The sequence below is a fragment of the Devosia lacusdianchii genome (assembly GCF_022429625.1).
In the GTDB taxonomy this organism is placed as follows: Bacteria; Pseudomonadota; Alphaproteobacteria; order Rhizobiales; family Devosiaceae; genus Devosia; species Devosia lacusdianchii.
In genome coordinates this window covers 157687-178359 of sequence record NZ_CP092483.1, presented here as the reverse complement: position 1 = coordinate 178359, position 20673 = coordinate 157687, and the positions used below count along the sequence as shown (strand labels likewise).

Annotated in this window: 23 protein-coding genes; 5 read left to right on the top strand and 18 right to left on the bottom strand. The window is 63.7% G+C overall.

The window, feature by feature from the left end; genetic code table 11:
• Positions 1-80: 80 nt before the first annotated feature.
• The 3 genes from mbfA to MF606_RS00895 all read right to left on the bottom strand — a co-directional run bounded on the left by mbfA (position 81) and on the right by MF606_RS00895 (position 2632).
• Complete coding sequence (mbfA, locus tag MF606_RS00905; RefSeq protein ID WP_240231564.1) at positions 81-1061, bottom strand: iron exporter MbfA; 981 nt, start codon at positions 1059-1061, stop codon at positions 81-83.
• Between the two features lie 232 nt (positions 1062-1293).
• Positions 1294-2184, bottom strand: coding sequence for an NAD(P)/FAD-dependent oxidoreductase (locus tag MF606_RS00900; RefSeq protein ID WP_240231563.1), 891 nt, complete (start codon positions 2182-2184; stop codon positions 1294-1296).
• The gene (locus MF606_RS00895; RefSeq protein ID WP_240231562.1) at positions 2177-2632 is read right to left on the bottom strand and encodes an RrF2 family transcriptional regulator; all 456 of its coding nucleotides are present in this window, start codon (positions 2630-2632) and stop codon (positions 2177-2179) included. The genes MF606_RS00900 and MF606_RS00895 overlap by 8 nt, the downstream gene beginning before the upstream one ends.
• Positions 2633-2754: 122 nt before the next feature.
• Between MF606_RS00895 and MF606_RS00890 the strand changes: the two genes are divergently transcribed.
• Entirely contained in the window at positions 2755-3357 is a 603-nt protein-coding gene (locus tag MF606_RS00890; protein WP_240231561.1) for a hypothetical protein, read from the top strand.
• Positions 3358-3444: 87 nt separating this feature from the next.
• Positions 3445-4332: a glycosyltransferase family 8 protein gene (locus tag MF606_RS00885; RefSeq protein WP_240231560.1), complete on the top strand. Its 888-nt coding sequence runs from the start codon at positions 3445-3447 to the stop codon at positions 4330-4332.
• A gap of 113 nt (positions 4333-4445) precedes the next feature.
• On the opposite strand, the gene MF606_RS00880 is transcribed toward MF606_RS00885, so the two are convergent.
• The 3 genes from MF606_RS00880 to MF606_RS00870 form a co-directional block, all read right to left on the bottom strand.
• Entirely contained in the window at positions 4446-5252 is an 807-nt protein-coding gene (locus tag MF606_RS00880; RefSeq protein WP_240231559.1) for a hypothetical protein, read from the bottom strand.
• A gap of 66 nt (positions 5253-5318) precedes the next feature.
• Positions 5319-6443: a Gfo/Idh/MocA family protein gene (locus MF606_RS00875; protein ID WP_240231558.1), complete on the bottom strand. Its 1125-nt coding sequence runs from the start codon at positions 6441-6443 to the stop codon at positions 5319-5321.
• Between the two features lie 125 nt (positions 6444-6568).
• On the bottom strand, positions 6569-6982 hold the full coding sequence (locus MF606_RS00870; protein ID WP_240231557.1) for a VOC family protein: 414 nt from the start codon (positions 6980-6982) through the stop codon (positions 6569-6571).
• 80 nt (positions 6983-7062) lie between these two features.
• Between MF606_RS00870 and MF606_RS00865 the strand changes: the two genes are divergently transcribed.
• Positions 7063-7647 carry a TetR/AcrR family transcriptional regulator gene (locus MF606_RS00865; RefSeq protein ID WP_240231556.1) on the top strand — a complete coding sequence of 195 codons (585 nt, stop codon included), beginning with the start codon at positions 7063-7065 and terminating at the stop codon, positions 7645-7647.
• Here the strand turns inward: MF606_RS00865 and MF606_RS00860 are convergent.
• The 5 genes from MF606_RS00860 to MF606_RS00840 form a co-directional block, all read right to left on the bottom strand.
• On the bottom strand, positions 7644-8693 hold the full coding sequence (locus MF606_RS00860) for a DUF2793 domain-containing protein (RefSeq protein ID WP_240231555.1): 1050 nt from the start codon (positions 8691-8693) through the stop codon (positions 7644-7646). The genes MF606_RS00865 and MF606_RS00860 overlap by 4 nt on opposite strands.
• 164 nt (positions 8694-8857) lie before the next feature.
• A complete protein-coding gene (locus MF606_RS00855) occupies positions 8858-9697 on the bottom strand; it encodes a metal ABC transporter permease (RefSeq protein ID WP_240231554.1) in 840 nt (279 codons plus the stop codon).
• Complete coding sequence (locus tag MF606_RS00850) at positions 9694-10548, bottom strand: metal ABC transporter permease (RefSeq protein ID WP_240231553.1); 855 nt, start codon at positions 10546-10548, stop codon at positions 9694-9696. Before MF606_RS00850 ends, MF606_RS00855 begins: the two co-directional genes overlap by 4 nt.
• On the bottom strand, positions 10545-11426 hold the full coding sequence (locus tag MF606_RS00845; protein ID WP_240231552.1) for a manganese/iron ABC transporter ATP-binding protein: 882 nt from the start codon (positions 11424-11426) through the stop codon (positions 10545-10547). Before MF606_RS00845 ends, MF606_RS00850 begins: the two co-directional genes overlap by 4 nt.
• Positions 11423-12313, bottom strand: a complete 891-nt coding sequence (locus MF606_RS00840; protein ID WP_240231551.1) for a metal ABC transporter substrate-binding protein — start codon at positions 12311-12313, stop codon at positions 11423-11425. The genes MF606_RS00845 and MF606_RS00840 overlap by 4 nt, the downstream gene beginning before the upstream one ends.
• Positions 12314-12467: 154 nt before the next feature.
• On the opposite strand from MF606_RS00840, the gene MF606_RS00835 reads away from it, so the two are divergent.
• Positions 12468-14075, top strand: coding sequence for a sensor histidine kinase (locus MF606_RS00835; protein ID WP_240231550.1), 1608 nt, complete (start codon positions 12468-12470; stop codon positions 14073-14075).
• On the opposite strand, the gene MF606_RS00830 is transcribed toward MF606_RS00835, so the two are convergent.
• The 5 genes from MF606_RS00830 to MF606_RS00810 all read right to left on the bottom strand — a co-directional run bounded on the left by MF606_RS00830 (position 14072) and on the right by MF606_RS00810 (position 17758).
• Positions 14072-14602 (bottom strand): GFA family protein, encoded by a 531-nt coding sequence (locus MF606_RS00830; protein WP_240231549.1) that lies wholly within the window; start codon positions 14600-14602, stop codon positions 14072-14074. The genes MF606_RS00835 and MF606_RS00830 overlap by 4 nt on opposite strands.
• Positions 14603-14938: 336 nt before the next feature.
• Positions 14939-15520 (bottom strand): NAD(P)H-dependent oxidoreductase, encoded by a 582-nt coding sequence (locus MF606_RS00825; protein WP_240231548.1) that lies wholly within the window; start codon positions 15518-15520, stop codon positions 14939-14941.
• A gap of 72 nt (positions 15521-15592) precedes the next feature.
• Positions 15593-16480 carry a hypothetical protein gene (locus MF606_RS00820; protein WP_240231547.1) on the bottom strand — a complete coding sequence of 296 codons (888 nt, stop codon included), beginning with the start codon at positions 16478-16480 and terminating at the stop codon, positions 15593-15595.
• A complete protein-coding gene (locus MF606_RS00815) occupies positions 16477-17391 on the bottom strand; it encodes an ABC transporter ATP-binding protein (RefSeq protein WP_240231546.1) in 915 nt (304 codons plus the stop codon). Before MF606_RS00815 ends, MF606_RS00820 begins: the two co-directional genes overlap by 4 nt.
• A complete protein-coding gene (locus MF606_RS00810) occupies positions 17384-17758 on the bottom strand; it encodes a GntR family transcriptional regulator (protein ID WP_240231545.1) in 375 nt (124 codons plus the stop codon). The genes MF606_RS00815 and MF606_RS00810 overlap by 8 nt, the downstream gene beginning before the upstream one ends.
• Positions 17759-17871: 113 nt before the next feature.
• Between MF606_RS00810 and MF606_RS00805 the strand changes: the two genes are divergently transcribed.
• Positions 17872-18528: a hypothetical protein gene (locus MF606_RS00805; RefSeq protein WP_240231544.1), complete on the top strand. Its 657-nt coding sequence runs from the start codon at positions 17872-17874 to the stop codon at positions 18526-18528.
• Here MF606_RS00805 and MF606_RS00800 read toward each other — a convergent pair.
• Both MF606_RS00800 and MF606_RS00795 read right to left on the bottom strand, forming a co-directional pair.
• Positions 18525-20189: a TadG family pilus assembly protein gene (locus tag MF606_RS00800; protein ID WP_240231543.1), complete on the bottom strand. Its 1665-nt coding sequence runs from the start codon at positions 20187-20189 to the stop codon at positions 18525-18527. The two genes, MF606_RS00805 and MF606_RS00800, sit on opposite strands and share 4 nt — an antisense overlap.
• Positions 20186-20611 (bottom strand): TadE family protein, encoded by a 426-nt coding sequence (locus tag MF606_RS00795; RefSeq protein WP_240231542.1) that lies wholly within the window; start codon positions 20609-20611, stop codon positions 20186-20188. The genes MF606_RS00800 and MF606_RS00795 overlap by 4 nt, the downstream gene beginning before the upstream one ends.
• Positions 20612-20673: the final 62 nt, after the last annotated feature.

Here is a 20673-nt window from a genome sequence, read left to right as displayed (position 1 = left end):
GGCCGGGCCGGATTGGGTGTAGCTCAGCGTAGTGCCGTCAGGGGCGCGGTAGGTATGAGACTGCAGGCGCCCCTCCGGGGTTAGGCGTTGCCGATCAGGATGCCGGCAGCAAAGACCAGCGAGCCGCCCAGCACCACCTGCATAACAGCCCGCCAGAAGGGTGTCTGCATGTAACGGTTCTGGATGAAAGCGATGGCCCAGAGTTCCACCAGAACCACGGCGATGGCGACCGTGGTGGCCACGGCGAAATCGTGGATCAGGTAGGGCAAAGCATGGCCGAGGCCGCCAATGGCGGTCATGATGCCGGCGGCGAGGCCGCGTTTGACCGGTGAACCACGGCCGGTGAGCTTGCCGTCGTCTGAAGCGGCTTCGGTAAAGCCCATGGAAATGCCGGCGCCGATGGCGGCGGCGAGGCCGACAAGGAACGTCTGGTGAGTGTCGCCGGTAGCGAAGGCGGCGGCGAAGACCGGAGCGAGGGTCGAGACTGAGCCATCCATGAGGCCGGCCAGGCCCGGCTGCACATAGGTCAGCACGAACTGGCGGTGGTTTTCGGTTTTTTCGGTGCTGCGGCCCTCGGCGCCGAGTACGCCGGCATCGATGCGGTCGGCGGCGTCGGCATGCTTGCGCTCCTGAGCGGCAAGATCGCCGAGCAGCTTGCGGATGGTGGCGTCTGAGGTCTGCTTGGCGGCCTCCATGTAGAAGCGATAAGCGCCCTCCTCCATCTCCCAGACCTGCTGGCGCACGGCCTCGAGGGTCAGCGACTTCATCAGCCAGAGCGGCTTGCGGGTGATGAAACCCTTCACATGCTCGCGGCGGATGGGGACGAGGCGCTTACCGAAGCGCTCGACATAGAGATCCAGCAGGCGGCGGCGGTGTTCGTCCTCCTCGGCGGCCATGCCCTCGAACAAGGCAGCCGAGCCGGGATAGGCGGCGGCGAGCCGGGTGGCGAACTCGGAATAGATGCGGCCATCCTCCTCCTCGGCGGCGACGGCCAGGGACAGGATTTCACGCTCGGAGAGGCTGGCAAAGGGGCGGCGGCTATCGGGCAGAAGCGAGAACATGGACGCGTCACACTTTGGAATAGTTCTAAACAATGATTAGAACGGTTCTAAGGTGAAGGCAAGGGGTTGAGGTGGGTTGGATGGTCATAGGGGGATGACTGCACGGATCGTCACCCTCGGGCTTGACCCGAGGGTGTTGCACTTCCTGAGCCCGGCAAGTGTAGGCCCCTCGGGTCAAGCCCGAGGGTGACGGCCGGTGGGTGAGGTGTGAGTTTGGGTGTGTGCCCTGCCCTCACACCAGCATCGACTGTTGCGCGAAGATCGCGGCCATGGCGCCGCTGGAGGTGGCGAGGGTGACACTGGCCATGGGATTGGCGAGGTCGCCGGCAGCGTAGATGCCCTTGACCGAGGTTTCACGGCGATCGTCGGTCTTGAGATAGAGGCCGACCGGCGCGTCGAGAGTTTCGAGGCCCAAGGTGGTGTGCAGATTGGCGGAGGGCCGGTTGCGCGGATGGGCGAAGAGGACGTCGACGGCGAGGTTGCGGCCGGTATCGAGATTGATTGTGCTCAGATGGCCATCGCGATGGCTGATGCGTTCCAGCTTGCCGTCGATGACAGGGACGTTGCGGCGCGCGAGATCGGCGCGGGCGTCGGCGGGGATATCGTGACCATCGGCGAACAGAGTCAGCCTGTCGGTCCAGTCATGGAACAGTGAGACAGCGTGCAGCGCCTGCGACCCGGAATAGACCAGGCCCCAATGCTGGCCGGCGACTTCGAAACCATCGCAATAGGGACAGGGCACGATCGACTTGCCCCAGCAGTCGGCAAAGCCGGGAATCGTGGGCATTTGGTCGGACACGCCATAGGTCAGCAGCAAGCGCCGGGCTGTGAGCGTCTCGCCGTCATCGGTGAGCACGGAGAAGTCGTCGATCGTGCCGCCGGCGTTGTCCGCACGGGCATTGACCAGCCGCACCGTGGGATAGCGTTCGAGCTGCTGGCGGGCGGCGGAAAGGATATCGGCGGGGGCCTTGTGGTCGTGACCGAGCAGGCCGTGCGAATGGGCGGCGAAGCGGTTGCGTGGTAGGCCGGTATCGAGGACGGTGACCTTGCGACGGGCGCGACCGAGCTGGAGCGCACCGGCGAGGCCGGCAAAGCTGCCGCCGATGATGATGACGTCATCCATGGTGATGACCTTTCTGATGGGCGTGAAGGGGATTGGGGCTGGCCTGAGCAGCGATCTCGGCCAGGGAAACGCGCTCCAACCGAGCCGCCAGCAGGGCCTCGGCATCGGCGATGAACTCGCCCATGACGGCGTTGACGGATCGGACGATGCCGCACTGGATATCGCCGGCATCGCTTTCGGTGCGGATGAGCAGGCTCTCTCCCATGGCCGCATAGACCGCGCGCAGGCTGATCTCGCCGGCGGGACGCAGCAGGCGCCAGCCGCCGTCGTGGCCCTTGGTCGAGGCGACGAGGCCGGCCTCGCGCAGTTCGCCCAGCACGCGGCGCACCACCACGGGATTGGTCATGAGGCAAGTAGCCAGGGTCGCAGAGGTGATGGCCTCATTAGGCTGCTTATGCAGATGGACCAGGGCGTGAAGAGCAAGGGAGAGGCGGCTTGAGCGTTTCATGTAACTTTTATTGTTACATTATGTCAGCTTGTCAACCCGGTACGCCGAACCTGCTTTCGCCGCAAAGGCGCGATGCTATGATCGGGGCCATCGTGCGGCCAGTTTTTTCGGAGGGACCCGATATGAGAATCGCGCTTGCGATCGCAGCATTGAGCCTGAGCTTTACACCATCCGCCTTTGGCTTCGACGCGGCGACGCAGGGCATCATCGAGCGCTACAAGGCCAACAAACTGGTAGCGATGAGCGATGTCGCGACGCTGATGAGCAGCAGCGAGCGTTGGTGCTATGCCGAGGAAGCGGGCAGTTGCGGCTGGTCCGATATCTACCTCGACGTGACCGATACTGGAGCCGAATTCGAGATCGGCAATGCCTGGAGCGAGGCAGTCGATATCGCCTTTACCGATCGGGGCACGTTCAAAGACAATCGCTATATCTGCGAGACCGGCGAAGACTGGGTGCCGACTTTGCGGGCGATCAGCCGGCCCGAAGGCAAGCTGCTGGTTGGGCGCGAACTGCATGCGCTCAAGGCCGAGGTGGAAGCCACCCAAGCGGCTGATACGCTGGATTGCTTCGACTATCTCTATCGCTCATCGGATGCCGATGCGCAGACGATTACGCTGTTGCAGCGGCAATATACCGACGACGTCTACAACCCGGTCAACGACACCGAGGTGACGTTGCATTTCGACGCAGCGAATGCGGCGGCGCTGACCTGGCGCTGGTGAAAGCGGCATCGGCGTGAGCGGCGGCTTGCATTGGCTGGCGCGATAAGGTTTGTCTCCGGCGATCGCAACCGGGGCCAGACCGCATAAATGACCCAAACGAACGGCGCCATCCATATCGCGCTGACCTTTGATGACAACTTTTGGGCACCGGCCTATGCCACGATGCGCTCAGTATGCCTATTTACGCGGCGGCGCACCGACCTGGTGTTTCACCTGTGCCATCGCACATTGACACCGGAGCATCGCGCCGACCTACAGGCGATCACCGCAGAGTTTCCTGTGACTTTGCGGTGGCACGACCTCGATGGATCGACCCTGTTTCGGGACGTTGCCAAGCGCATGCCAGAGAACAAGCGGCTCAGTAATATCGTCTACGCGCGCCTGATGATCGACAGGCTGGTGGGCCCTGATGTCGAACGGGTGCTCTATCTCGATTGTGACATGCTGGTGCGCGACAATATCGAGAAACTGTTTGACATCGACATGGAAGGCAAGCCGATCGCGGCAGTACGCGACAGCATAGGGGCGTTCATCACCGGTCGGCGCGACCTAAAGGGCAATCGCGACATTTTTGACGTCGCCGACCCCTATTTCAATGCCGGCATGGTGCTGATCGACGTGCCGCAATGGCGAGCGGCCGACATTATCGGGCGGATGGAGCAAGCACTGCGCGACGGCATCATGGCACGTATCTACTACGATCAGGATTTTCTGAACCTGGTCTTCGCGCGGAACTGGCTGCAATTGAACTGGCGATGGAACACCATTGATGCGCGCCACGCCCATGAAGGCCTCGACCCAGCCATTCTGCACTATACGGGCGATACCAAGCCCTGGGGGGTGCTGGCGGGCATGCTGCAAAGCGTGGCGTTTGCTCGGCTTTACCGCCATGTGATGACAAACGAACTGTTCTACCGGTTCGCCCGCCACCGCTGGAAGCGCTGGTGGAAGAAGCGGTTGGGGCTGGGCCGGTAGCTCTGACGGGCGGGCTCGATTTTCTCACTCCACAATCGCTTGTGCCGGGTTGAGAGTGACCCGCGGATCAAATCCGCGGGAAGCGGTTGTGGGTGGGCAAGTTTTGGGGCAGTTCAGGCGAGCGCGACACCTTCGCGTCGGCACAGTTCCCAAAGCGCGCTACCCGGTTCCGGCAACGGCATATCGGCCCTGCCGCGGCGGGTGAGCTGGCTGCGCCAGAGATGGACGGTCAGCGTCTCCGGAGTGATGGCCGGATCGATGCTGGAGCCGGGCTGCATCAGCGCGGGGATGCCCTCGTAGGGGATCGGGTAAAGCGCGGTGCTGGGCAGAACCAGATGCTCGAGGCCGCGATTGCGCATGTAATAGGTTAGCGCCATCGGGCCGGTGGCGCCGTATTGCATGTCCTCGGGGGCGATGTGTTCGCCAAACAGGCGGCGGACTGCGACTTCCATGCGCCGGAAGGCTGGCAGGTGCGGCTCGAGCAAGGGCCTGTTGGCGTTGGTGAAGATGGCCAGGAGATCATCGAGCAGCGGCGCATCGGCGGGGATGTGCAACACGGCACCATTGATCGAGCCCGGGCGCTCATAGGCCATCAGGTAATCGGGCGGCCCCTCGATGGGACGGACGCAATAGACGTCGAGATCGGCATAGACGCCCCTGCCCTGCCGCAGCACGGTCATGCGGAAGTAGTCGGAGAAGACGCCCGGCGTGCCCTTGCCCTTGTAGAAAACCAGCTTGTCGCGCGGCAGGACCTCGGCCGCGTCGCGGGCAGTGGCATTGGCGGGCAGGCCATCGATGGGATCGTAGGCATAGACTTCGACCTGGTGGCCGGCGCGCAGGAAGGACGCGATGCTGAGGCGCTCCAGCCAGCTCATCGGGCCGTGCCAGAAGCTGACAATGGTCGGAAGTTCGCGGGTCATGAAAGTCCGGTGACGATGGGCCGGACTGTGCTTTAGCCCAGTCCGGTCCGATCTGCCATCCCCGCGTCAGATGCGGCCGTCGCGCAGCGAGTCGGCCAGCGGCGCCGGGCGGGTAACCGGGGTCTTGATGTCGATAGTGCGACCTTCGCGCGAGGCGGTGGCGAAGGCTTCCATGACTTCGAGGACGTGGAGGGCCAGGTCGCCATTGGCGCGGTGCGGGCGGTTGTCGAGAATGCCCTGCGCCATGTCGGCGACGCCGAGCGAGCGATAATTGCCATCGGCATAGGGCTGGGTCACCAGCACCGGCGTCCAGGTCTCGTCGCGACCGCGTTTGCGCAGTTCAACCTCGCCGCCGAAGAAGTTTGGATCGGGGACGATGAGGCTGGCCTCGGTGCCGTAGAGTTCGAGCGGCACATGCTTGTGGGCCGGGACGTCAAAGCTCATGCCGACCTGGACGATAGCACCATTGGCGAAGCCGAGTGACCCAGTGACGTGGGTATCGACCTTGACGTCCATGATCTGGCCCTGCTTGGGCTCGGACAGGACGGGGCGCTGGTTGCGCAGCCGCGAGGACATAGCTGAAACCCGGGCGACCGGGCCGAACAGGTTGACCAGATCGGTGATGTAATAGGGGCCCATATCGAGCACCGGGCCGCCGCCGATATCGTAGTAGAAAGCAGGATCGGGATGCCACGCTTCGTGGCCTGGCACCTGCATGAAGGCGGTGCCGCCGACGATCTGGCCGAGGGCGCCGCTGTCGACAACCGCACGGGCCTGCTGGTGTGAACCACCGAGGAAAGTATCTGGTGCCGAGCCGATGCGCAGGCCCGCCTTGTTGGCGGCGTCGAGCAGCGTGCGGCCCTCGGCATAGGTAATGCCCAGCGGCTTTTCGGAATAGACGTGCTTTCCGGCGGCGAGGCATTTGAGTCCCACCTCGACATGGGCGCGTGGAATGGTGAGATTGATGACAAGGGCGATCTCGGGATCGGCAAGCATGTCGTCGATGGACATGGATTTGAGGCCGAATTCGGCGGCGCGCGCCTGCGACGCCTCGGGCCGCATGTCGGCCAGCGCCTTGATATCGAGAACCGGAAAGCCGGCCATGTTTTCGTGGCCGAGAATGGCCCGCAGATAGGCCGACGAAATATTGCCGGTACCGATAAAGCCGATACCGAGGCGTTTGCCGCTCATGCGCGGATCCTCCCAGATGTACGTGCCTCAGACTATCCGGGAGGGGCGGCGACGCCAAGCGGGCAGATGAGAATCTTTGCGAAGGAGGGGCAATCCCCGGCGACGTGCCGGGGATCACGGTCGTGCTACTGGCCCTGAGCCTTGAGCCATTCCGGATCGGGTTCGATCTGGGTGATGATGTCGAGCAGGATGCCGTTGGGATCGCTGGCGATGAAGTGACGCTGGCCGAAGACCTCGTCGCGCAGCGGCTGAACGATCTCGACGCCGGCGGCCAGCATGCGGGCGTGTTCGGCGGCAGAGTCGGCCACTTCGAAACTCAGCAGCAGGCCAGAAGTGGGCTTGCGCGAGACTTCGGGGATGGTGTCGTGCTGGTAGTGGATCACGGCGAGCTCATAGACCTGATCGGCGGGCGAACGCAGGTGGACATACCAGTCGCTTGAGAACACGCGGGTGAAACCGAGGTTCTGTTCGTAGAACTGAGCCGTGGCCTCGACATCGGGCACCAGCAGCAGGGGATAGAGCGCCAGCATCTTCATCATGATCATTTCTCCTTGTGTAAGCCGAACGTTTGATACATTCTGCATGTATGTAACTTCGATCTAACATACAGGCAGCATGTATGCAACAGGAAAATAGGCGCACGCAGTCGGAGCGCCGTGCGGAAACGCGGGGAGCGCTGCTGCAGGCGGCCAGGGCCCTCTTTGCCGAGAAGGGCTATGCGGGGACGGGAACGCCGGAAATCGTGGCGGCGGCGGGGGTGACGCGCGGGGCGCTTTACCACCACTTCGCCGACAAGACGGCCCTGTTCACCGCGGTGGTGGAGCAGGAGCATGCCGATGTGGCCAAGATGATCGAGACGGCAACGCCGACCGGATCGAGCGATCCAGTATCGCTGCTGGCAGCCGGTGGCTTGGCCTTCCTCGCGGCCATGCGCGACCCTGGGCGGCGGCAGATCTTGGTGATCGACGCGCCAGCCGTGCTCGGCCGCGCGGTGCTCAACGAGATCGACATGCGGCACGGGCTCAATACGCTGATCTGCGGGCTGGAGGATGCGGTCGCCGCGGGCGCGCTGAAACCGGTGCCCGTGGTCGCCATGGCGCATCTGTTCGGCGCCATGTTCGACCGGGCGGCAACAGTGCCGGTGGAGGAGATGGATGACTATCGGCTGGCCCTGTTCGCGTTGTTGCAGGGCCTGCGGGCCTAGGGCTGTTCGAGTGCATCAAGCCGCGCCGCCAGGGTTTGGATGGCCGCGATCAGCGGGGCGATGAAAGCGTCGTAGCGCAGGCCCTGTTCGCTGTCGGGGTCGTCGGGGTCGGCCAGGATATGGCCGGCAAAGTCGCGCGGTCCCAGCACAGCCTGCACCTCCTGGGCGAGCAGCCCATAGTGGGTGCGGCGGCCGGGGCGCGATGCGCCGTCCTCATTGCCGCCAACAGACCAGCGGTATTTGACCGGATTGAGCCCCAAGATGAAATCGAGGCCGAGATCGGAGGGGGCGATATCGGTCTTTTGCCTGGCATCGGAGGTCTGGATAGTGCCGGTGGCGGCCCAGACGGCGGACCAGCGGGCGCCTGATGCGCCAAGGGTCATGGCATTATCCGTGGCGGGACGGAAGGTGGCGGCAACCGTCGCGGCACCAGTCGCGGCGTTGACGGTGAGGGCATTGACCCAGGTGGAGCCGTCGGGGCTGACCTTCAGCCGCCAGTTGTCGTCGCCGGCCAGCCCCATCTCGGCGCGCCCGGACCAGTTGGTCTGGTAGAGCAGGCTCGCGGTATCGCCCGCAGCGGCCTTGTTGATCTTGACCTGGTGGCCGTTGCCCGCATGGGTGAGCAGGGTTGCCGCCGCGGCGACGGCGAGGCGATTGGTGGCATCGGCCGTGGTGTTGATGCCCAGGCGTGGCAGGCCGGAGGCGAGCGAGGCCAGGGGTGCCCAAGCACCGGCGTCGAAAACGAGCTGGGTCTTGTCGGATTTGACGTAGATCTGCCAGCCGGGCGCGGGATCGTAGAAGCTCCAGGCGCCCGATTGCCAGGCGGCGATCTCGTCGGCGTGGCCAGCCCAGGCGCCGGTGGCGCCCGCTGGCACCAGCCAGGCCTCGCCCGGCAGGGGCGTCGTCGGCGGCGCGGTGACGGCGCGGCTTTCGACTGATGGCTGCACCAGGGCATCGAGCGCCTGGATGGCCTCGTTGTGGGTGATGTGCTTTTGCGCCTGGCCGGGCATGATGAAGGGGAGGGTCAGGCGGGGTGTGTGGTCCATGGGGTGATCTCCTTTGGCGAGGAGTATCCGGCTGAACTTTGGGGGCGGGGATAAGGGGGAGAAGTGATCCTACCACGGGACATCGCCCCCGGGCTTGACCCGAGGGTGATGCACTTGCGTAGAGCCTTCGGGTCAAGCCCGGGGGTGACGATCTGGTTTGCAGGTCAAGCGGTGACGGCCGCCGGCCTCCGCATGGTGGTCACGATGAACGTCACCACAAACGTCGCGCTCATCAGCAGGACGATGGTGGGTGCCGGGGCGCTGTCGATGAAGAAGCTGGCATAGATGCCGACGAGGGAGCTCACGACCGACACGGCGACCGCAATGAGCATCATCGGGGCGAAGCGCTTACTGATCAGGTAGGCGATGGCGCCGGGGGCGACCAGCAGGGCGATGACCAGCACGATGCCGACGGCGGTGAGGGCGGCGACGATGGTCAGCGACAGCAAGGCGAGCAGGCCATAGTGCAGCACACGAACCGGCAGGCCGATGGCGCCGGCCTGTTGCGGATCGAAGGTGAACAGCAGCAGGTCGCGCCATTTGGCTGACACGATCAACGTCACTACCAGGGCGATGATGCCGGTCTGGATCAGGTCGCCGGGCGACACGCCGAGGATGTCGCCGAAGAGGATGTGGTCGAGATGCACATCGGTCTGGATCGAGGTGTAGAGCACAATGCCGAGGCCGAAGAGGCCGGCAAAGACCACGCCCATCACAGTGTCTTCCTTGATGCGGCTGTTTTCCTTGAGATAGCCGACCGAGAGCGCGCAGCCCATGCCGGCGGCGAAGGCGCCGATGCCCAGCGGCAGGCCGACGATATAGGCCAGCACCACGCCGGGGAGCACGGCGTGGGAAATGGCGTCGCCCATCAGCGACCAGCCTTTAAGAACGAGAAAGCAAGAGAGCAAGGCCGTGGGTATGGCGACCATGACCGCGATCAGCATGGCCGAGGTCATGAACGGAAACTGGAACGGCCAGAGCGCGTAGGTGAGGAAGTCGCTCATGACGCGATCTCCGCTGCAGCCTTGCGCCGGGCGGCGAGCAGGCCGTGCTTGGGCGCGAAGATGAAGGCGAGAAGGAAGACGACGGTCTGCAGCACGACGATGACGCCGCCGGTGGCGCCATCGAGGAAGAAGGAAATGTAGGCGCCGATGGCGGAGGACAGGGTGCCGACCGCGATGGCGATGAGGATGAGTCGCGGGAAGCGGTCGGTCAGCAGATAGGCGGTGGCGCCGGGAGTCACCACCATGGCGATGACGAGGAAGGCGCCGACAGTTTGCATGGCGGCGACGGTGCAGGCGGCCAGCAGGGTGAAGAAGACCACGCGCAGCAGCGGTGGATTGAGGCCGATGGAGCGGGCATGGCTTTCGTCGAAGAAGGTGACCATCAGGTCCTTCCAGATGACGAACATCACGGCCAGCGTCACGACCGCGATAATCACCAGTTGCAGCGTATCCTCGGGCGTAACGGCCAAGATATTGCCCATGACGATGGTCTGGATGTTTACCGAGGTGGGCGACAGCGAAATCATGAACAGGCCGAGGCCGAAAAAGGCGGTGAAGATCAACCCGATGACGGCATCTTCCTTGAGCTTGGTTCGCTGGGTGAGGAACAGCATGGCCCCCGCGGCGAGCCCGCCTGAGAAGAAGGCGCCGAGCGAAAACGGCAGGCCCAGCATATAGGCACCGGCGACGCCGGGGACGATGGAGTGGCTCAGGGCATCGCCGATCAGCGACCAACCCTTGAGCATGAGGTAGGACGAGAGGAATGCACAGACGCCGCCGACAAGGGCCGAGACCCAGATGGCGTTGATCATGTAGCCATAGGAAAAAGGCTGGAGCAGCGTTTCGATCATTTGGGTTCGACCGGATCGGACTGCTTGGTGGTCATCTTGCCCTTTTCGCCGTACATGACCAGCGGTCGTTCATCGTCGGTCAGCACCGAGATGTGACGCGGATCGTCGTCATCGTGGAGGCCGGCGCCGGCGAGGACGAAATGGCGCAGCGCGCCGCCGAAGGTTTCCTCGAGCCATTCGCGGGTGAAGATTTCGCTGGTCGGGCCGGAGGCCAGGACCGTGCCCTTGACCAGCACGGTGCGGTCACAGAATTCGGGGACCGAGCCCAGGTTGTGCGTCGAGACCAGCATGACCTTGCCCTCGTCGCGCAGGTCCCGCAGCAGGGCGACAATGGCATCCTCGGTCTTGACGTCGACACCGGTAAACGGCTCGTCGAGCAGGATCACCTGCCCTTCCTGCGCCAGGGCGCGGGCGAGGAAGACGCGCTTCTTCTGCCCGCCAGAGAGCTCGCCGATCTGCCGATGGCGGAATTCGAGCATGTTCACCCGCTCGAGGGCGGAGGTGACCATGTCGTGGTCGATCTTGCGGGGGCGGCGCAGCATGCTCATGTGGCCGTAGCGACCCATCATCACCACATCCTCGACCAGCACCGGAAAGTTCCAGTCGACATCCTCGGACTGGGGGACATAGGCGACGAGATTGCGCTTCAGCGCCTGCTTGCCGGGAATGCCCAGGATCTCGACCGAGCCACCCGCCAGCGGCACGAAACCCATAATGGCCTTGAACAGGGTCGACTTGCCCGAGCCGTTGACGCCGACCAGCGCGGTGATGGAGCCGCGCGGAATGGTGAAGCTGGCATGTTTCATGGCGGTGGTGCCGTTGCGGTAAGCGACAGTAATGTCGCTGACCGCGAGGCCGGGCGTCGAGATGTCGTTCATGGCGTCAGGCCCTGTACGATGGTGGTCGTGGTGACTGAAAGCAGATCGAGGTAAGTCGGCACCGGGCCGTCGGGTTCCGACAGCGAGTCCACATAGAGCACGCCGCCATACTTAATGCCGGTTTCGCGGGCGACCTGCTCGGCGGGCTTGGAGGAAATGGTGCTCTCCGAGAAGATGGCCGGAACATTGTTGGCGCGCACTTCGTCGATCACGTGACGAACCTGCTGCGGCGTGCCCTGCTGGTCGGCATTGATGGGCCAGAGGTAGAGTTCCCTCAGGCCGAAATCGCGAGTCAGGTAGCTGAAGGCGCCCTCGGAACTGGCAAGCCAGCGGCGCTCCTCGGGAATGGCATCGAGCGCGGCCCTGATCGGGGCCACGGTCGCGGTGATCTCGGCCGAATAGGCGGCCGCATTGGCATTATAGGTCGCCTCGTTGGCCGGATCGACGGCGACGAAGGCCTTGCGGATGTTCTCGACATAAACAAGCGCGTCTGATGGCGACATCCAGGCATGCGGATTGGGTTTGCCCTCATAGGGCCCCTCGCCGATGCCCATGGGCTCGATGCCATCAGTGACAATGGCGGAGGGCACGTCGCCCAGATTAGCGAGGAACTGCTCGAACCATTGCTCGAGGTTGAGCCCGTTCCACAGGATGAGATCGGCGTCCTGGGCGGCGATCAGGTCGCCAGGGGTGGGCTGGTAATTGTGAATCTCGGCGCCGGGCTTGGTGACCGAAACGACATCGGCGGCGTCGCCAGCCACGTTCCGCGCCATATCGGCGATGATGGTGAAGGTGGTGACGGCCTTGATACGATCCTGAGCGAGAGCGGGAAACGATGCGGCCAGCGCGGCCGAAAGGGCAAGAACAGAGAACAGGCGGCGATGCATCAGCTACTCCAGATCGGGACGACACAGCATTAGTCTAGTTGCAAATCATTCGCAATAGCAAATCTACCGCGCTTTCACCGATTGAAAGAAGCTTGCGGCGCCAAGCCTCTAGGCAATGATGGCTCTGTGCTGATAGCGTTCGTCACGCGCGTCCATGACGACGCAGAGGGACGGCGGGCTGATGCGGCAGGCCCAGGATGCGAACGAGCTAGAGCAGGCACGCAGCGACGCGCGACTTCCGCGCGCCGACAAGCTTGCCACGGGCCTTATCATCCTGTTGCTGCTGTTTTTCATCGCCGGGACGGCGCTGCTGATCTGGCGATCCTACGGGGAGACCCGCGATCGCATCGGCGATCAGGCCGGCATGTCGGCCCAGGTGGTCGCCACCAATATCGAATGGGTGATGGAGAGCGCGCGGCAGGTGCTGCGGCGCGTCGACGACACCATGGGCGACGATTTCACCGCCCTGCCCGATAATGCGGCCCAGATCCTGAGCGACGCGGTGGCGACACTGCCGGGCAAGCCCAAAATCTACGTGGTCGACAGCAACGGCCAGACGCTGCTGACCACCGATCCGCAATTCCAGCCGATCGATGTCACCGACCGCGAATATTATGCCGGGGTGCGCGACGGAGCGGCCTATTTTACCGCCTCGCTGATGGTCAGCCGGCTCAATGGCGAGCAGATCTTCGCCGTCAGCAAACGGCTGGAGCGAAATGGGCAGTTCGCCGGGGCGGCCATCCTGTCGTTCAATTCGGAGCTGATGGAAAAGGTCTGGCGCTCGCTCAACCTCGACGCGAAGTCGACGGTGGGCCTGTTTCGCAGTGACGGCATGCTGGTGTCGCGGTTTCCGCTGCCCGAGGGTCCGCTCGATCTCAGCCAATATGTGCTGTTCACCGATTACCTGCCGAAAGCGTCCTCGGGTACCTATGAGGCGACCTCGCCGGCCGACGGTGTGCATCGCATTGTCGGCTATGAGACCGTGACGGGCACCAATCTGGTGGCGCTGGCCTCGCTCAGCACGGAGGCGGCGCTTGCCACCTTCTACCGCAACATCTCGTCGGGCCTTATCGTCGTGGTGCCGGTGGCGCTGGTGCTGGTCTATGCCGCCTTCGTCGTTGCGGGCCTGCTGCGGCGGCAGGCAGAGACGCGCGAGCGGCTGGCCAAGCTGGCCGAAACCAACAGCCTGCTGCTGCGTGAGGTACACCACCGCGTCAAGAACAACCTGCAATCGGTGGTGTCGCTGATCAACCTGCAAAAGGGCAATACCGAGAGCAAGCTGGCGCTGACCAACCGGATCGGCGCCATGGTGGCGGTGCATGAGCATATTTACGGTAGCGACCAGTTCGCCGATGTCGACATGGCCGGCTATGTGCCCGCCATTGTCGACAACCTGGTCTCGGCTTATGGCCGGCCGGTGGCGGTGCGCTATGACACCGTGCCGATGGTGATCGACCGCGAGCATGCCATGCCGCTGGGACTGATCATCAACGAGGTGGTGTCCAACGCGCTCAAATACGCTTTTGCGGACACGGTCGAACCGCGACTGACGATCGAGCTGAGCCTGACCGAAGGTGGGATTGGTCGCCTCAGCATTGCCGACAATGGCTGCGGGTTTGATCCGGCCAGCGCCGGCAAGGGCATGGGCAGCCGGCTGATCCTGGGGCTTAGCGCCCAGATCAGCGGCAAGGCCAGCTATGGCACGGGCGGCCCCGGCACCACGTTTACGCTGACCTTCCCGCTGGCGGCGGTCGAGGCTTAGGCCTTGACCGCGCCGCTGATGGCTATGGCGGGAACCTTGAAGCCCATGGCGATCCAGGCGATGAGCAACTTGCCGTAGAATCCGGCAGTGGCCCATGCGCCGGATGGCACGTCGTTGGGGACATTTGCGCCCTTGGGGACCATGGTGTGCAGCTCGATGGCGGGTCGCCGGCTTTCATCCCAGAGATTGCCGTAAAGGCTCAGCCAGTGGCCACCCTTGAACTCGAGAAAAACCGGGGTGTTGCAGCACGCGGTCACGACGCGGCGCGTGGAAGAGTCGGCGCCCAGGCGGAACTCGCGCAGGGTATCGGTTCCGGCGGGGAAGGTAACGCGATCCTTGCGGTAGAGGACGTAATGGGTGCCGCCATCATTCATCTGCATCGGCTGTGACACCGGCAGGGCGGCCAGCCGGCCGGCCGCCTGTTTGCAGCTATCGCAGTGGCATTCGGTGGTGATGATCGGCGTAGCGTGCAGATCCAGGTGAAAGGCACCGCAAGCGCAGGTGAGATGAGAGGTGTTCTGTTCCATGACATCGCTCCATGTGATGACTATAGAACTAGACCGTCTAGTTTGATTTTGTCAAGCGGGAGTTATGGTGGGGTGCGTAGCGGGGTGAGGAGAGGCTGGAGGGTGGCGTTGGTACGTAGCTGCGACGGCGCCGTAAGGCTGGTCGGCGAGCCTGCTTTGTATTCACGCCGGCTGCCTGGGGAATTGATGACCACCGGGTCATTACCTCTGTTTGCGGCGCCAGAAAACGGAGGCTCCCGCTTTCGCAGGACTCTGTGGCGTAGAGGCGAAATCCCAGGTCCCTCCCCCCACTGGGGAGGGGCGATAGCGGCACGGTCCGGTGGGAGGGGGCCTTAACTACAGCTTCGCAGCTGCCTCCACGATGCGCTGGCGATGGCGGGCGACGGTGTCGGCATTGACGCTCTCTGCGGCGTAGAGCGAGAGCATGTGGAAGCGGGCCTTGGGGGCGCAGGCGCCGAGCAGGGCGGTCTTTAGGACGCGGCGAACAGGCCGGCGCATCACCAGTCGATCGATCCACCAGGGCGAACCGAGCGTGGTGAGCACGAGGCAGGAGCGCAGATTGGTGAGCAGCGGCTTGATCGGCGTGCCCTGAGCAAAGGCGAGGCCGGGCGACCAGACCCGATCAAACCAACCCTTGAGGATGGCGGGGAGCGAGAACCACCAGGTGGGAAAGACCAGCACCAGCGCATCGGCGGCGGCCAAGCGCGCCTGCAGCGCCACGATGGCCGGTTCCGGCTGTGGCGTGCTGTAATAGCGGCTGCGTTCGTCGGCCGTCAGCGCCGGAGCGAAATCCTCGGCATAGAGGTCGAGCCGGTCGATCTCGGCGCCGCGCGCCGCAAGGGCGGCAATGGCCGTATCGGCGAGGTGGGCATTGAGGCTGTCGCCCAGCGGATGGGCGAGGACGACGAGGACACGCATGCTATCTCCAACGGCAATGCCGCCGCGGTTTGGGGTCGCGGCGGCACAGATGCCGGCAAGATTGGCCTGAGGTCAATTGTCGTTGACGCGGCGGCGGTACTCGCTAGCGATATAGATCACCACCAGGGCGAAAACAGCGCCGATACCGACCTGGAGCCAATCCATGTGAGAGATCAGATCGGTGGTGAAGGCCATGGCATCGAAGGGTCGGTTCGAGCCGAACCAGGCATCGGCATAGGGCGTCGCCGGCAGCGAGGCGCGATACTCGAAGAACTCCCAGCTCTTGGTCACGAAGGGATGGAAGCCGCCAAGCGTCACCCATTCCATGGTCGAAATCAGCGACGGCAGCAGCAGCGAGATCGGGATGGCCCAGCGGCCTACGGCCGTCGCCATGGCACCAACCAGGGCCATGAAGGGCAGATACCAGAGCAGGCCGCAGGCCAGCACCGCCAGGATGGCTAGGGCAACCTGACCATAGACGCCGGCGATAGAGCCGAGGAAGGCGACATTGCCGGTGCCGTTGATCAGCGTGGTGACGAAGGCGACTCCGAACAGCAGCAAGCCGCTCAACAAAGCAACGGCATAGACGACGCCGGGCAGGATGGTCAGGGCAGCGCCCAGCTTGGTGAGCAGCACCTTGAGATCGGAGACCGGCATCGACTTCCAGAACAGCATGGCATTGTTGCGCTTGTCGGCGGCGAAGCCGTCGGCGCAGTAGAAGAACAGCACTGCGATCAGATAGAGCGACCAGGCCAGGCCGAAGCCGAGGAAGCCGACCTCGTAGACCCGCATGGGGGCAACCGTCGCCATGGCGCCGGAGAAGCGCATGTCGAGGCGGCCGACGGTAAAGGCCAGGATGGTGGCGCCGAACAGGATTCCTACCAGGATCAGGGGGCCGATGAGGAAGGCACCCCTGTGTTCAATGAACTCGCGGTGGACGAGTGCGATAGACGCCTTCATTGGGCCGGCTCCGGATTGGCTGTCGGCCGCTGCATCAGGGCGACGAAAAGGTCGGACAGAGTGGGAGTCGAGAGCTTGCCGAACGGATCGAGCAGATTGCGATCGACGCCGTCGAAGATCATGACGGTCTGGCCGAAGCGGGTTTCCTCATAGACCGGGCCATAGGCACGGGCGGCAGCTTGCGCTTCGGGATCGTTGACCACGAGCTGGGTGAACTTGTCGTTCACGGTTTCCATCTGCATGTGGAGGATCAGCTCGCCATCGCGGATGAACATAATATCTGACAGCATGAACTCGATCTCATCCACCTGGTGGGTGGTGATGAGCAGGGTGCGCTCCTCGGTCATGTAGTCTTCGAGCAGCCGGCGGTAGAAGCGCTTGCGGTAGGTGATGTCGAGGCCGAGCGTGGGTTCGTCGAGCACCAACAGCTTGGCGTCGATCGCCATTACCACCGCCAGGTGAAGCTGAGCGACCATGCCCTTACTGAGGTGCTTGACCTTCATCTCCGGCTTGATGTCGGTGCCTTCGAGGAAGCTGCGCGCCTTATCCTGGCTGAAATTGGGGTGGATGTTGGAGAGCAGCGCGAAGAGCTCGCGGACCCTGAGGAAGCGCGGCAGGCTGGCCACGTCGGAAATGAAGGCAACATTCTCCATCAGCTTGGCGCGCTTGGCGAAGGGGTCTTCGCCCAGAACGCGGATGGTGCCCTCGCAATTGGTGAGGCCCAGCATAGCGTTGAGCGTCGTGGTCTTGCCGGCGCCATTGTGGCCGATCAGGCCATAGATGCGGCCGGGCGGAATGTCGAAATCGAGGCCGTGCAGGATTTCCTTGCGGCCGAACTTCTTGCGCAGGCCACGGGCGGAAACGATGGGTTCAACGGTTTGCGGCTGTGCCGCCAGCGAAAGCTCATTCATGGGTCTGCCCCTGGGTGGCAATGGAACTGGTCAGAAGGGACTTGAGATCGAGGTCGAGCGCCTTGATCTGGGCGACGATGCGCGGCCAGTCCTCTTTCAGAAACTTGTCGCGTTCATGGGCGAGCAATTCAGCTCGCGCTCCGGTTTTTACGAACATCCCTAGCCCTCTTCGTTTTTCGACTACGCCGACATCGACCAGCGCTTCGAATGCCTTGGTCACCGTCAATGGATTGACCGACAGGTCGGCCGCGATCTGCCGGACCGATGGCAAAGCCTCGCCTTCGTCAACCGAACCGCGAAGGATCATCTCGGTAAGCCGCTGCCGGATCTGTATGAAGATCGGCTGGCTGGTGTGAAAGTCATCCATGTGTTGCGCCTATGTAGTGTAGTAGTCTTGTAGCACACTAACGTAATGGGTCAAGAGGGATTCTTGACCCATGTCGTGCGGCGCCCGATTATCCGATCGAAAAGGAGGTTCTGATGACCCACCGCATTGCCGCCGGCGTCGTTCTGATTGCACTGGTGAGCGCCCCAAGCCGGGCGCAGGAGCTGGACGTGCTGCTGATGAGCCCCCCATCGGATTTTTCTATCGACTGGACCGATTGGGATGCCTGCAAGGAGGCCTCTCAAGGTCGCGGCTCGCTCGGCTGGAACCGAGACTTCGGCGGCGGCTATGGCGATAGTTTCTCGTTCTACGATGGTCGTTTCGACGCAACCGCGTCCTTGCTGGTGACGACGCGCTCCATCGATGGCATTGCGCTGGAGCAAACACGCTGGTGCTACCGGCCCGATGGCAGCCTTGCCAATATCTCCACCAGTTTTCGGGCTCCGCTGATTAACGCGACGGGCGAAGAAGGCGGCGATTATGGCCAGAGGAATGCCTGGATCACCGTAGACCCGCAAGGCAGCGTCTCTGATGTGCAGGGCTGGGTGGAGCGCGACGGCGAGGTCGTCGGCGAAGTTGGCGATCCGGCGCTACAACTGGCGCGCGGCTGCGATCCGGTTGCGCTGTATTTGCGAGTAGACGACGTGCAATTGCAGATGGAATCCGTGCTGGGTGACATCGAGGGCAATCGGCCGGAGTTGGAACCGCCCATGCTCTATGACTGGTGCAAAGCGCTCGCTGCTGGAAGCTAGCCAACCAGTACGGGATTGGAGCAGCGGACGCCATAGACGCGGACATCGGCCTCGCCAACGGCCAGGCCCAGCGCCTCGAGCAGACGATTGATGGTAAGATCAAGCGTGGGGGCCACTGGCGACAGGATGGCCTTGAGCAACACACCGAGGCTCGACAGGTTCAGACCCAGGCCAAGAATGGGCACCTGCAGGTTGAGATTGCCCAGGAGGGAACTGGTCAGGGACGAAACGACGGTGGTGGTTTTGGCGGTCTTGACCGTGCGAGCTGCGATGTCGGGGGCCGAAAAGCTCAGCGGGACCGGCGTGGTCTGGGCGACCTCGACGACCGACGAGGCCAGCACTTCTAGCAGGGTCAGGCCCAAGAGCTTCACCTCGACCAGCTTGGCGAGGCCGACGCTGGGGGTAGTATTGAAATTGCCGAAGCTTGCGGGCGTAACCTCGCCGACCATAACGCGCAGCACGCCCGGCCGGGTGAGTATGGTCGCCGTACCCGACTTGTCGATACCAGCCGGACAGGTGGCGGCGCCTACAATGGCTTCGGCATGCGCCACCTCGACATAGAGGGGCAGGCGGATGGGGGCCCCGACCAGGGCGCCGGTTCCCAAAACGGTGGCGACAACGCGCAGCCTCACCTGCGCGGTGCGCACCACCGTCCCGGATGGGCCAATGGCATACCAGGAACCACCCTGTGGCGGCTGGCCGACGGCAAGGCTGACATCGAGTCCGAGCAGGCCCGGCACGCCGGCAGTGAGCGACAGCGCCACTTGCCGGTTGCCATCGCTGAGGCCGGCACTGGCGGCGAGCAGGTCGAGCGCCGAAATACTGGTGAACAGACCCTCGGCTCCGCTGGAGCCGATATCGAAATCGCCGAACTTGCCGAGCTTGAACAGCTTGCCCAGCGGCACGACGCCATTGTGGCCGGCCACCGCGGCCAGCTTGAGCGCCGCCGTACGCTCGGCACCGGTCAGGATGCTGGCCAGCGCCGCAGCCAACTTGCCGTGATGGGCGCTCATGCCGAGCAGGTCATTATAGGTGCCAGCCGAGACGCCCAGCTCGATCGCCAGGGCATCGAGAAAGCGGAAGGCGTCGACCTTGGCGCCGACGAGCCCGTTATAGTCGAGCGCGGTCAGCGCCACGCTGGTGCCGAGCAGACTATTGAGCACGGCATTGGCGACGCCGCCGCTGAGGCTGGCGAGCCGCGAGCCGATGGAGAAGGACACTTGCGGCGTCACCGTAGCAATCGCCGTCGCGCCGATGGTGGGCGATTGCGTCCAGCTGCGGGCGAAATGCAGGGAGCCGGGTCGCTCGAACCCCACCTGGACCGCATTGAGCGGCGTCTGGCCAGGCGTGAAACGCAGCGCGGCCGCGGTGGCCGGATTGGGGTCATAGTGACCGGTGACCACGCTCAACCCGTCGGTGGAGCCTGCCGGCAACAAGCCGGCCTCGACCAGCGACGCTTCGGCGATGGCCAAAGCCTGCGCCGGATCGGAGGCGGCTGCCAAGGCCGCCAGGTCGACGCCGTTCTGGATCATCCGGCGCTCGTGATAGAGCGAGGCAGCGTCGACGGCGACGGCGCCGACCACTGCCGAGACGGCAAAGCCGAGAGCAAAGAGCACCGCGATATTGCCCCTGGCATCGCGCCGGAAACGCCTCCAGATCATAGACCGCCCCGGCGAATGGTGGAGCTATAGGCGATCTCGGCGCTGGGCAGCGGCAGCGGCGGATAGAGATTCCAGATCGGCAGCTGGGAGGCATCATAGCGCAGGGTGACGCGGTACTGGCTCGGATCGCCCGGCTTGTCGCCGATGGTGAAGCTCAGCCGGTTGCGCTCGATGAGCATGTAGTCGCCAGCATTGCCGTCGAGAAAGGTCCTGACCAAGCTATTGCGCTCGGTTTCGTTGAGTCCGGCGATCGCCGTACGGGCAGCGTCGGCCGCCAGCTGCTGAAGCGAGTGGGCGGCGCCGAAATAGATGCCGTAGGCCAGCATGCCGGTGAGCAGGAGCAGGAACACCGGTGTGAGTATGGCGAATTCGACAGCCGAGGTGCCGCTGTTATCGCGGACCCAGGCAGCGGGGGTGCGCATGACAATCCTCCTCCCGCGCAGCATGGCGCCGCCATGGCCAACGGATGATAATCGAGCGTCTA